The following is a 12,128-nucleotide window of genomic DNA, read 5'->3' as shown; positions in this document are numbered from 1 at the left end:
GCCCATAACCAGTCCCGTCCGGCCCATAGCCCGAATCACCCCGGATAGAACGCCACCGAAGCCGTCTCCTTCACTGTCCGCCATCCGCTCCCCCCGGGCAGCCACAGCAGCCCGTCCTCGGAGGTGGCGAAGAGCGGGGCGTCGCTGTCCTCGGAGGCGGCGATGCTGGTCACCTTGGTGAGACCGGGCAGTGCTCCCGTCTCGGGGATGGAGCCGTCGCACTGCACGTACTGCACCTGCTCGACTCCGCCCGACTCGCGCCCGACGACGACGAGGCGGCTGTCCGCGGCCCAGGACATGGCGGTGACCTGTTCCAGGTCGGGTGTCGCCGAGCGCAGTTCCTGGACGGAGACGGTGGGCTGTTCTCCGGTCCTGTCGCGTTCGATGCGCCCGATGAGCAGGGACTGGGTGCCGTTCTTGTCCACGACGAGGGCGATCCGTACGCCGTCGGCGGCGACCCGTACGGCGTTGATCCGCCCGTCCAGGCCGGGGGTGAGCACGTTCACGGGCTGGCCGCCGCCCTTCTCCAGCAGGAGCAGCCGTGGGGCGGCGGGGTCGCGGTCGGCGACCCACAGGTCGCCCTGGGCGTCCCAGCTGGGTGTGGTGAGCCGGTCGGCCTCGGTCTTGCCCTTGCTCTGCAGGGCGGGTTCGCCGAGGGTGCTGCCGGCGATCGTCGGGGCGACGTAGAGGGCCTTGCCGTCGAGGGCGACTCCGGCGGCGCTGTGTTCGTCGCGTGCCACGGCCACGGACCGCAGCGCCTTGCTGCCGTCGCCGAGTGCTCCGGGCACGGGCTCGGGCCTGACGCTGTTGCCGCCGTGGTTGGTCATGCGGACCAGCCGGTGGCCGCCGTCGATGAAGTACAGGTAGTCGGGGTTGGTCTCCGCGCCGCGGTCGGCCACGGCGGTGGCCCGGTCGTCGCCGAGGACGCACAGTTGTCTGCCGCCCGCCCGCAGTTCGATCTCGTCGACGGTCTGGGTGAGGCTCTGCAGCGTGAACAGCAGTTGGGCGGCCATTTCGTCGCACTTGCCGTGCCCGATGCCGGCCGCCTTGTCGTTGAGCGGGACGGTGAGTTTGTTCCGGTCGTCGGGGGTGAGGGAGGTGACGTCCTTGGAGAGTGCGGTGCCGGTGGGGAAGCTCGATCTGACGACGGGCCGCAGCCAGCTGGTGGGCCCGTTGAGCAGGGAGCGCACCATCTGGGTCATGGGGTCGACGCGTTCGCGCACGTAGACGGGATCGGCGACGGCCATGGGCTGGTCGGAGCCGGCGGAGGTGGTGTTGGAGGCGAAGTAGTACTTGTTGACGGACATGTAGTTGCGCTGGAAGTCCGACCTGCCCATGACGACGCCTTGGGGCAGGGCGTCGATGCGCCACTGCCGGGTCTTCTTGTCGCGCGTGAGGTGCACGGTCTGCCGGTAGTCGCCGGATGCGGGGGCGTACGACTGCTGTGCGTCGACGGTGGCGATCTTGGTGCCGGTCAGGGTGAAGGTGTAGTCGTCGCCGTTCTCACGGTCGCCGGGCTGGCTGGCCTCGGTGCCCGGCCCGTCGGCGAGGACCGTGGTGGAGCGTTCCGGCTCCCAGCGCTGGGCGGCCCTGCTGGTCAGGTACTGGCGGGCGGTGGAGAAGCGCGGGTCGTCGCTGGTCAGCGCTTCGAGGAAGCCCTGGACGATCTCGGAGGGCGGTGCGTCTTCGCCGGGCGGCATCGCGAAGACCCGCACCTGTGTGTCCTGGCGAGGGGTGGATTCCACACCTCGCAGGTCCCCGCTGTCGGGCATCGAGGCGCACCCTGCCAGCAGTACGGCGCCACAGGTGGCGTACACCGCTGTGCGCCCGGCCGCGCGCCCCGGCGTGCGCCGGTGCCCTCCCTCGCGGTCAGCGACCACGAAATGCCTCCCCTTGCTGTACGGAGCCCTTGGATTCCGCGTCCGTCCGTTCCGGTGTGTCGTCGTGTGGCGTGCCGGTGGCGGGCGGCTCGTCCTGTCGGCGTGCGCCGGTGGCGGGCCGGGGGACGACGCGTGCGCCGTTGCCGGGCAGGGCCGTGGGGTCGGCGGTGGGGGCGACCGTGGCCAGGCGGGGTGCGAGCGGGGCCCGCTGCTCGCCGGCGGGCTGTACGGGCACGGTGGCGCTCTTCTCGCCTCCGCCGCGCGGCAGGCCGGCTTCGTCGAGCCCCCGGTTACGGCGTGAGTCCTTGGGTTCCAGGGGTATCGGCGAGCCCCGCAGTGGCTCGTCGGCGGTCCTGGGGAGGGTCAGGCGGAACTGCGAGCCGCCGCCGGGTTCGCCCCAGGCCTGCAGCCAGCCGCCGTGCAGCCGGGCGTCCTCCAGGGCGATCGACAGTCCGAGGCCCGTGCCGCCCGTGGTACGCGCGCGTGCCGGGTCGGCCCGCCAGAAGCGGCTGAACACGCGGGTGGCCTCGCCGGGCTTGAGTCCGACGCCGTAGTCGCGTACCGCGACGGCGACCGCGCCGCCCGCCGAGGCGAGCTTGACGACGACGTCTTCGCCCTCACCGTGTTCGACGGCGTTGACGACGAGGTTGCGCAGGACGCGCTCCACGCGGCGTGCGTCGGCTTCGGCGACGACGGGTTGCTGGTCGCCGAGTATCCGTATGGTCGTGCCCTTGCGGTCGGCGAGCGGCGCGGCTCCGCTGACGACGCGGCGCACGACGTCCCGCAGGTCGATCGGTTCGGCTTCCAGGGCTGCGGCGCCGGCGTCGAAGCGGCTGATCTCGAGCAGGTCGGCGAGCAGCGACTCGAAGCGGTCGAGCTGGTCGGCGAGGAGTTCGGCGGACCGCGCGGTCACGGGGTCGAAGTCCTCGCGTGCCTCGTGGATGACGTCGGCGGCCATCCGTACGGTCGTCAGCGGCGTGCGCAGTTCGTGCGAGACGTCGGAGACGAAGCGGCGCTGCATGCGGGACAGGTCCTCCAGCTGGTTGATCTTCTGCTGGAGGTTCTGCGCCATCTTGTTGAAGGCCTCGCCGAGCCGTGCGATGTCGTCCTCGCCGGTGACCTTCATCCGTTCCTGGAGGCGTCCCGCGGACAGTCGCTCGGCGATCCCGGCCGCCATCCGCACGGGTGTGACGACCTGCCGCACGACGAGCCAGGCGATGGCTCCGAGGAGTACGACGACGAAGAGCCCGGCGGTGGCGAGGGTGCCCTTGACCAGGCTGAGGGACTTCTCCTCCTGGGTCAGCGGGAACAGGTAGTACAGCTCGTAGGGGTCGCCGTTGGGGTCGTTGACCTGTTTGCCGATGACCAGTGCGGGCTGGGACTCCCTGTCGTCGCCGTAGATGATGCGGGTGTAGCTCTGGGCGGCGCCGGTGCTGGTGTTGATGCGGGTGCGCAGGGCTTCGGGAATGCTCTTGGTGGGCTTGACGTCGCCGGAGGCGCGCGGCCCGCGGCCGCCGCCGCTGTCGTCGCCGGGGGGCAGCGTCACGACGTCGAAGGCGCCCTGGCCGCCGCTGGAGAGCGAGGACACGAGTTCGCTCATCCACTGGATGACGTTCTGGGAGGACCGGCCGTCCACCGCGGTCCCGTCGCCCGCGGCCGCGCCGGCCGCCTCGTCGGCCTTCTGTTTGGCGACGGCGAATCCGCCGGTGGCCTGGCTCTGCGAGGCCTTGACCTTGGCGTCGAGCAGCCCGTTGCGCACCTGCCCGATGACGACGAAGCCCAGCAGCAGCACGACGCCCAGTGACATCAGCAGGGTGGTGACGACGACCCTGAGCTGGATGTTGCGCCGCCACAGCCGCATGACGGGCAGCAGCGGCCGGCGTATCCAGCGCAGCAGCAGCCTCAGGACGGGGCTGTTGTGGATCCCGCCGTGCAGCAGCCCGCCGTCGAAGAGGTGTCCGAGGCGGGAGCCCGCCCTCTTCCGGCCGACAGGCCGCCCCGTGCGGGCCCCGGACCGGCCGGGGGCCGAAGCGGCACTGTCTCCGGACATGTCAGCTCGGCCCTGCCTTGTATCCGACGCCACGGACGGTCACCACGATCTCCGGCCGTTCCGGGTCCTTCTCGACCTTGGAACGCAGCCGCTGCACATGCACGTTGACCAGACGGGTGTCGGCCGCGTGCCGGTAGCCCCACACCTGCTCCAGCAGCACCTCGCGCGTGAACACCTGCCACGGCTTGCGCGCCAGCGCGACCAGCAGGTCGAACTCGAGCGGCGTCAGCGCGATCGACTGCCCGTCCCGCTTCACGGAGTGTCCGGCCACGTCGATGACGAGGTCACCGATGGCGAGCTGCTCCGGGGCGGGCTCCTCCGACCTCCGCAGCCGCGCCCGGATCCGGGCGACGAGCTCCTTCGGCTTGAAGGGCTTCACGATGTAGTCGTCGGCGCCGGACTCCAGTCCGACGACGACGTCGACGGTGTCGCTCTTGGCCGTGAGCATCACGATCGGCACCCCGGATTCCGCCCTGATCAGGCGGCACACCTCGATGCCGTCCCGGCCGGGCAGCATCAGGTCCAGCAGCACCAGGTCGGGTTTGGCCTCACGGAAAGCGGCCAGCGCCTTGTCGCCGTCGGCTACGAAAGACGGCTCAAAACCTTCACCACGCAGCACGATACCGAGCATCTCGGCCAGTGCGGAGTCGTCGTCGACGACAAGGACTCGTCCCTTCATAAACGACATCATCCCATTCTCATAACAGTGACAGTGGCGCTGGTGAGCAGGGTCACTGGCCCGTGACGATAGTCGTAGGGAACCGTCACTGTCTGCCCCCGCCCGTCGCCGCCGTGCCCGTGACGGCACAGCGGCCGGAAAACCTGGGGGCGCGGACGAGGTACGACCGCTTTCGGCCCCGCCGTCAGCCGGTCGTCGCCCGGCTCGACCGGGCACACAGCTCGGCCAGCCCCTCCGCCGTCACCGGCGAGATGACGCCTTCCTCCGTGACGATCGCCGTCACCAGCTCGGGCGGTGTCACGTCGAACGCCGGGTTGTACGCCTGGGTCCCCAGGGGCGCGACCGGACTCCCGCCCCCCGGCCCCGACACCGGCACCTGCGGCGCGGTCACCTCCGTCACCTCGAATCCGGGACGCTGCTCCACCTCGATCGACGCACCGTCGGGCGTGTCCAGGTCCACCGTCGTCACCGGCGCCACCACGACGAACGGCACGTGGTGGTACCGGGCGAGCACCGCGAGCGGATAGCTGCCCACCTTGTTCGCCACCGAGCCGTCGGCCGCGACGCGGTCCGCCCCGATCAGCACCGCGTCCACCTCTCCGGCCGCGAACAGGGAACCCGCCGCGTTGTCCGTGAGCAGGGTGTACGCCATGCCGTTGCGGGCCGCCTCGTACGCCGTCAGACGGGCGCCCTGCAGCAGGGGACGGGTCTCGTCCACCCACAGCCGTCGCAGCCGGCCGGTGCGGTGCGCCCCGAGCGCCACCGCGAACGCCGTCCCCTCGCCACCCGACACCAGCGAGCCGGTGTTGCAGTGCGTGAGGATCCGGTGCCCGCCACCGGGCAGCAGTTCGTCGAGGAGCGCCAGCCCGTGCTCCGCCATCCGCCTACTCGCCTCGGCGTCCTCCCGGTGCAGCTGTCGCGCGGCGGCCAGCGCGGCCCGGGCGGCCTGCTCGGCGTCACCGCCCCTGGCGAGCTCCGCCCGGTAGGCGGAGCGGGCCCGGCGCACGCCGACGGACAGGTTCACCGCGGTGGGCCGGGCGCCCTCGAGCGCGACCGCGGCCTCGTCCACGTCGAAGCCGCGCGCGGCGGCGAGCGCGACGCCGTACGCCCCGGCGATGCCGAGCAGCGGCGCCCCCCGCACGGCGAGCGAACGGATCGCCTCCACCAGCGCGGACGCGTCCGTACAGACCAGTTCGACCTCCTCGGCCGGCAGCCTCGTCTGGTCCAGGAGCAGCAGTACGGGACCTTCGGGTGGCTCCTCCCAACGGATCGCCGGTATGTCGGTGGGCCGCTTGTCCTCGCCGGGTTGCGCGTACTGATCAGCCATGCGGTCAGTCTGCCCGTTATCCGGCGGACAATTGAAGGTGTGCAGCCCCGACCGCGGCCGGTCCGTCGATGACCACCCCATGGCACGATGGCTCCCAACCTGCCGCCGCGACCGCGGACGGGCACCGTGAAGGAGCGACGATGAAAGACACTCCGGGCTGGGCCTCGCCCGGATCCACCCCCTCCGACGGACAGGAGCCCGGGGCGTCCCACCCTGCCGAGCCCGGCGGCACCCGACCCGAGGACCAGCCGGCCGCGAACCCTGAGCGCCCCGGCACGAAGTGGTCGCAGGAGCAGCCGCCCCCGGCCCAGTGGTCCGCCCCCACAGGAGCCCAGAACCCCGCGCAGCCGCCACCTCCTCCGCCCGGCCCGGGCTGGGGCCCCCGCCCGCCGGGCGGACACGGCGGCCCGGCAGGCCCCGGTGGATACGGGGGCTACGGCGGCTACGGCGCTCCCGGAGGCTGGGGCGGCCCCCCGCCCGCGGCCAAGCCCGGCGTGATCCCGCTCCGCCCGCTCGGTGTGGGCGAGATCCTGGACGGCGCTGTCTCCACCATGCGCACCCACTGGCGCACGGTCCTCGGCATCTCGCTGACGGTCGCCGTCTTCGTCGAGGTCATCGTCGTCCTGCTCCAGGGTCTGGTCCTGAAGGAGGCCACGAGCACGGCCGCTCTCACCGACCCGAGCGCCACCCTCGACGAGCAGACCCGCGCCATGGGCGACGTCATGCTGAGCTCCGGTGTCGTCGCCCTGATCGCCATGATCGGCACGATCCTGGCCACCGCTCTCCTGACGACCGTCACCAGTCGCGCCGTGCTCGGCAAGCCGGTCACCACCGGTGAGGCCTGGCGTGACGCCCGCCCCCAGGTGCTGAGGCTGTTCGGCCTGATCTTCCTGCTGCTTCTGATCATGGTCGGCGTCCTCGCCGTGGGCATCCTGCCCGGCCTGCTGGTGGACGGCGCCGCAGGCGACGGACTGTCGGCCCTGGGAATCATCGCCGCGTCCGTCGTCGTGGTGTGGCTGCTGGTCCGCTTCTGCCTCGCCTATCCCGCCCTGATGCTGGAGAAGCAAGGCATCAGGAAGTCCCTGAGCCGCTCCGTGAAGCTCGTGCGCGGCTCCTGGTGGCGGATCTTCGGCATCCAGCTGCTCTCCCTGCTCATCGCGAACATCGTCGCGATGATCGTCGCCGTCCCCTTCGCCCTCCTGGGTGCGGCCCTGAGCGAGGGCGGTCTCGGCGCCTTCGCCGACGGCAGCAGCGAACTCGGGTGGACGTACCTCATCGTCAGCGGTGTCGGCTCCGTGATCGGCTCCCTGATCACCTTCCCGATCACGGCGGGCGTCAGCGTCCTCCTGTACATCGACATGCGCATCCGCCGCGAGGCCCTCGACCTGGACCTGGCCCGCGCCGCCGGCGTCCAGGGCTACGGGTCCCCCTCCCCCGGCGCCACCCCTGCGGGCTGATGCGGTGAGCCCGGCGGGCGCAGTTCTCACAGCGGCACCGGTCCTGCCGGGCGGCGGCGCACCCGCGTCCACACCGCCCGGCACGGACGCCTGGGCCCCGGCGGCCCTGTCACGCGCCGCCGACGGCGCGGCACACGGCCTGCTGCGGCTCGGCGACGCCACCGCCCTGTCATGGGTGCGCTCCGACGACGAGCCCCCGCTGACGATCCCGCGTGACCCCGCACGGGAAGCAGCCCGGCGCGAACTGTCCGAACGGCAATACCACGAGAACGACCCCAGCCTGTTCGAGCGCGCCCTGAGCACTCTCTGGGACTGGATCGACAAGCTGTTCGGCGCCGCCTCCACCGCCGCCCCGGGCGGCACACTCGGCCTGATCGTCATCGTCCTCGCCGTCGTCGCCGCCCTGGCCGCCGTGTGGTGGCGCCTCGGCACCCCGCGCCGCCGACCCGTCTCCTCCGCCACTCTCTTCGACGACCGTCCCCGCAGCGCCGCCGACCACCGCGCCGCCGCGGAGGCCCACGCCGTCCAGGGCCACTGGAACCGGGCCGTCCAGGAACGCATGCGTGCCATCGTCCGCTCCCTGGAGGAGCGCGCCCTCCTCGACATCCGCCCCGGCCGCACCGCCGACGAAGCCGCCGCGGAGGCAGGTCGCACCCTGCCGTCCCACGCCGACCGGCTGCGCGCGGCCGCCCGCGACTTCGACGACGTCACATACGGCGGCCGCACGGTGACCGAGGAGACGTACCACCGCATCGCCGGCCTCGACCGCGCCCTGGACAGCACCAAACCCCAGCTCGCCCACAGCAGCGCCCGCACTGCGGACCACCACACCCGCCAGGGAGCCGCCGAATGACGACCGAGGCCCCGCTCTCGTCCACCTCGGCCTCGCCCACGGCCCGCCACCTGTGGACCCGCACGCGAGGGATCGCACTCGCCTTCGCGTTCCTCCTGGCCGGGGCCGTCGCCCTCGCCGTGCTCCGCTCCGACGCCCGACACGGCGTCCTCGACCCGCGCTCCGCCGATCCTTCCGGCAGCCGCGCCGTCGCCGAACTCCTCTCCGACCGCGGCGTCACCACCCGCGTCGTCACCACCCTGGCCGAGGCCCGCGCCGCGACCACCCCCGAGACCACCCTCCTGGTCGCCGGCCCCGACCTTCTGACGGAACGCCAACAACGACAGCTGCACACGGCCATGGCGGACTCCGACGGCCGCACCGTCCTCGTCGCCCCCGGCAGCTGGTCCGTCGAAACGCTCGCCCCCGGCGTCACCGCGGACCCCGCCACCAGCCGGGCCGCCACGCTCTCCCCCCGCTGCACCCTGCCCGCAGCCCGCAGCGCCGGCCCCGCCGAAACGGGCGGCATCCGCTACACCACCACCCACCTCGAAGCCGACGAGTGCTACCCCAGCAACCGCCTCGCCACCCTCCTGCGCATCCCCACCACCTCCGGCAACGGCGACACGGTCATCCTCGGCGCCCCCGACATCCTCCACAACGACCGCCTCGACGAGCAGGGCAACGCCTCGCTCGCCCTCCAACTCCTCGGCTCCCGCCCCCATCTGGTCTGGTACCTCCCCACACTCTCCGACACCACCGCCACCGACCCGGACGACGAGAAGAGCTTCTTCGAACTGCTCCCCTCCGGCTGGCTCTGGGGCACCCTGCAGCTCTTCGTCGCGGCAGCCCTCGCCGCCCTCTGGCGGGCACGCCGGCTCGGCCCCCTGGTGCCCGAAAAACTCCCCGTGGCGATCCGCGCCTCCGAAACCGTCGAAGGCCGCGCCCGCCTCTACCGCAAATCCAACGCCCGCGACCGCGCGGCCGCCGCTCTTCGCTCCACCACCCGCACCCGCCTCGCCCCCCTCGTAGGCGTCCCCGTCACCCAGGCGCACACGCCCGAGGCCCTCATCCCCGCCCTGTCCGCCCACCTGAACGGCGACGGACAGTTGCTGCACCCCCTCCTCTTCGGCCCGCCACCCGGCGACGACAGGACCCTGATCGCCCTCGCCGACCAACTCGACGCCCTCGAAAGAGAGGTACGCCGTCCATGATGGACCCGACCACTGACAACGCCGGGATCACCGGGGACCCGGGCAGCGCCCGCGCCTCCCTGGAAGCCCTGCGCGCCGAGATCGCCAAGGCCGTGGTCGGCCAGGACCCCGCCGTGACCGGTCTCGTCGTCGCCCTCCTCTGCCGCGGACACGTTCTCCTCGAAGGAGTGCCGGGCGTCGCCAAAACACTGCTCGTCCGCGCCCTCGCCGCCGCCCTCGAACTCGACACGAAACGCGTCCAGTTCACCCCCGACCTCATGCCCAGCGACGTCACCGGCTCCCTCGTCTACGACACCCGCACCGCCGAGTTCTCCTTCCAGCCCGGCCCGGTCTTCACCAACCTCCTCCTCGCCGACGAGATCAACCGCACCCCGCCGAAGACCCAGTCCTCCCTCCTCGAAGCCATGGAGGAACGCCAGGTCACCGTCGACGGCACCCCGCGCCCCCTCCCTGACCCCTTCCTGGTCGCCGCGACCCAGAACCCGGTCGAATACGAGGGCACCTATCCCCTCCCCGAAGCCCAGCTGGACCGTTTCCTCCTGAAACTCACCGTCCCGCTGCCCTCCCGCCAGGACGAGATCGACGTCCTCACCCGCCACGCCGAGGGCTTCAACCCCCGCGACCTGCGCGCCGCCGGCGTACGCCCCGTGGCAGGATCCGCCGACCTCGAAGCCGCCCGCGCCGCGGTCGCCAAGACGACGATCTCCCCCGAGATCACCGCCTACGTCGTCGACATCTGCCGCGCCACCCGCGAATCGCCCTCCCTCACCCTCGGGGTCTCCCCGCGAGGCGCGACAGCCCTCCTGGCCACCTCACGCGCCTGGGCCTGGCTGACCGGCCGCGACTACGTGATCCCCGACGACGTCAAAGCCCTCGCCCTGCCCACCCTCCGCCACCGCGTCCAACTCCGCCCGGAGGCCGAAATGGAAGGCGTCACCGCCGACTCCGTCATCAACGCGATCCTCACCCACGTCCCCGTCCCCCGCTGATGGCTCTCACCGGACGCGCCGCCCTCCTCGCGGCCCTCGGCTCCCTCCCCGTCGGTATCTGGGACCCCAGCTGGACCGGCATCCTCGCCGTCAACGCACCCCTGGCCGCCGCCTGCGCCTGCGACTTCGCCCTGTCAGCCCCCGTACGCCGCTTGCGCCTCACCCGCTCCGGCGACACCTCCGTACGCCTCGGCGACAACGCGAACGTCACCCTCACGATCACCAACCCGTCCCGCCGCCGCCTCCGCGCACGCCTGCGCGACGCCTGGCCCCCCAGCAGCTGGCAGCCCGGCACAGAGATCCCCGCCTCCCGCCACCAGCTCACGGTCCCCGCCGGCGAACGCCGCCGCCTCACCACCCACCTCCACCCCACCCGCCGCGGCGACCGCCAAGCCGACCGCGTCACCATCCGCTCCTACGGCCCTCTCGGCCTCTTCTCCCGCCAGGGCACCCACAAAGTCCCGTGGACCGTACGCGTCCTCCCCCCTTTCACCAGCCGCAAGCACCTCCCCTCAAAGCTCGCCCGTCTCCGCGAACTCGACGGCCGCACCAGCGCCCTGACCAGAGGCGAAGGCACAGAGTTCGACAGCCTGCGCGAATACGTCCCCGGCGACGACACCCGCTCCATCGACTGGCGCGCCACAGCCCGCCAGTCAACGGTCGCCGTCCGCACCTGGCGCCCCGAACGCGACCGCCACATCCTCCTCGTCCTCGACACCGGCCGTACCTCAGCAGGCCGCGTCGGAGACGCCCCCCGACTCGACGCCTCCATGGACGCCGCCCTGCTCCTGGCCGCCCTGGCCTCCCGCGCCGGCGACCGAGTCGACCTCCTGGCCTACGACCGACGCGTACGCGCCCTGGTCCAGGGCCGTACCGCCCGTGACGTGCTCCCGTCCCTCGTCACCGCGATGGCCGGCCTCGAACCGGAACTGGTCGAAACCGACGCCCACGGCCTCACCGCCACAGCCCTCCGTACGACCCCGCGCCGCTCGCTGATCATCCTTCTGACCGCCCTTGACGCCGCCCCCGTCGAAGAGGGCCTGCTGCCGGTCCTGCCACAACTCACCCAACGCCACACAGTCCTGGTCGCCTCGGTGGCCGACCCGCACATCGCCCGCATGGCGGCCTCCCGCGGCACCATCGATGCCGTCTACGAGGCCTCAGCAGCGGCCCAGGCCCAGACGGAACGCCAACGCACCGCCGAGCAACTCCGCCGCCACGGGGTCACGGTCGTCGACGCCACACCGGACGAGCTCGCGCCGGCCCTGGCCGATGCCTACCTGGCACTGAAAGCGGCAGGACGCTTGTAAGACCAGAACGGGCTCTCCTGCGAGAGCACGCAGAAAACCGCCCAGTCCGCAACATGCCATAAACGCAGAAAACCCCCGCATCAACGATGCGGGGGTTTTCCCAAAAATTGTTCGGCGGCGTCCTACTCTCCCACAGGGTCCCCCCTGCAGTACCATCGGCGCTGTAAGGCTTAGCTTCCGGGTTCGGAATGTAACCGGGCGTTTCCCTCACGCTATAACCACCGAAACACTATGAAACTGTGAACGCCGCGCCACGCCGTGACCATGGCATGGGGCTGTTCGTGGTTTCAGAACCAACACAGTGGACGCGAGCAACTGAGGACAAGCCCTCGGCCTATTAGTACCGGTCACCTCCACACGTTACCGTGCTTCCAGATCCGGCCTATCAAC

9 protein-coding genes and 2 rRNA genes are annotated in these 12,128 nt (G+C 71.8%); 5 read left to right on the top strand and 6 right to left on the bottom strand.

Features of this window, described 5'->3' with window-relative positions; translation table 11 throughout:
* Positions 1-35: 35 nt before the first annotated feature.
* The 4 genes from ACIHAR_RS20645 to mtnA form a co-directional block, all read right to left on the bottom strand.
* The gene (locus ACIHAR_RS20645) at positions 36-1,880 is read right to left on the bottom strand and encodes an LpqB family beta-propeller domain-containing protein (protein ID WP_400020881.1); all 1,845 of its coding nucleotides are present in this window, start codon (positions 1,878-1,880) and stop codon (positions 36-38) included.
* Positions 1,870-3,930: an MtrAB system histidine kinase MtrB gene (gene mtrB, locus ACIHAR_RS20640; protein WP_400020879.1), complete on the bottom strand. Its 2,061-nt coding sequence runs from the start codon at positions 3,928-3,930 to the stop codon at positions 1,870-1,872. The genes ACIHAR_RS20645 and mtrB overlap by 11 nt, the downstream gene beginning before the upstream one ends.
* Position 3,931: 1 nt before the next feature.
* The gene (mtrA, locus tag ACIHAR_RS20635; RefSeq protein WP_355939974.1) at positions 3,932-4,621 is read right to left on the bottom strand and encodes a two-component system response regulator MtrA; all 690 of its coding nucleotides are present in this window, start codon (positions 4,619-4,621) and stop codon (positions 3,932-3,934) included.
* Between the two features lie 172 nt (positions 4,622-4,793).
* Positions 4,794-5,936 (bottom strand): S-methyl-5-thioribose-1-phosphate isomerase, encoded by a 1,143-nt coding sequence (gene mtnA / locus ACIHAR_RS20630; RefSeq protein WP_400020876.1) that lies wholly within the window; start codon positions 5,934-5,936, stop codon positions 4,794-4,796.
* Between the two features lie 140 nt (positions 5,937-6,076).
* Between mtnA and ACIHAR_RS20625 the strand changes: the two genes are divergently transcribed.
* The 5 genes from ACIHAR_RS20625 to ACIHAR_RS20605 all read left to right on the top strand — a co-directional run bounded on the left by ACIHAR_RS20625 (position 6,077) and on the right by ACIHAR_RS20605 (position 11,738).
* Entirely contained in the window at positions 6,077-7,393 is a 1,317-nt protein-coding gene (locus ACIHAR_RS20625) for a glycerophosphoryl diester phosphodiesterase membrane domain-containing protein (RefSeq protein WP_365470928.1), read from the top strand.
* A gap of 106 nt (positions 7,394-7,499) precedes the next feature.
* On the top strand, positions 7,500-8,246 hold the full coding sequence (locus tag ACIHAR_RS20620; protein ID WP_400021075.1) for a DUF4129 domain-containing protein: 747 nt from the start codon (positions 7,500-7,502) through the stop codon (positions 8,244-8,246).
* Complete coding sequence (locus ACIHAR_RS20615) at positions 8,243-9,439, top strand: DUF4350 domain-containing protein (protein WP_400020874.1); 1,197 nt, start codon at positions 8,243-8,245, stop codon at positions 9,437-9,439. The genes ACIHAR_RS20620 and ACIHAR_RS20615 overlap by 4 nt, the downstream gene beginning before the upstream one ends.
* A complete protein-coding gene (locus tag ACIHAR_RS20610; RefSeq protein ID WP_365470990.1) occupies positions 9,439-10,428 on the top strand; it encodes a MoxR family ATPase in 990 nt (329 codons plus the stop codon). Before ACIHAR_RS20615 ends, ACIHAR_RS20610 begins: the two co-directional genes overlap by 1 nt.
* Positions 10,428-11,738, top strand: a complete 1,311-nt coding sequence (locus ACIHAR_RS20605) for a DUF58 domain-containing protein (RefSeq protein WP_400020871.1) — start codon at positions 10,428-10,430, stop codon at positions 11,736-11,738. Before ACIHAR_RS20610 ends, ACIHAR_RS20605 begins: the two co-directional genes overlap by 1 nt.
* Positions 11,739-11,847: 109 nt before the next feature.
* Here the strand turns inward: ACIHAR_RS20605 and rrf are convergent.
* Positions 11,848-11,964 (bottom strand): 5S ribosomal RNA (rrf, locus tag ACIHAR_RS20600).
* Positions 11,965-12,055: 91 nt separating this feature from the next.
* Positions 12,056-12,128: ribosomal RNA gene (locus tag ACIHAR_RS20595) — 23S ribosomal RNA — on the bottom strand; the annotation flags it as partial.

It is taken from the genome of Streptomyces sp. NPDC052016, assembly GCF_044548445.1.
Taxonomy (GTDB): domain Bacteria; phylum Actinomycetota; class Actinomycetes; order Streptomycetales; family Streptomycetaceae; genus Streptomyces.
The sequence above is the reverse complement of the archived record's forward strand: the minus strand, read 5'-3'. Positions and strand labels throughout refer to the sequence as shown.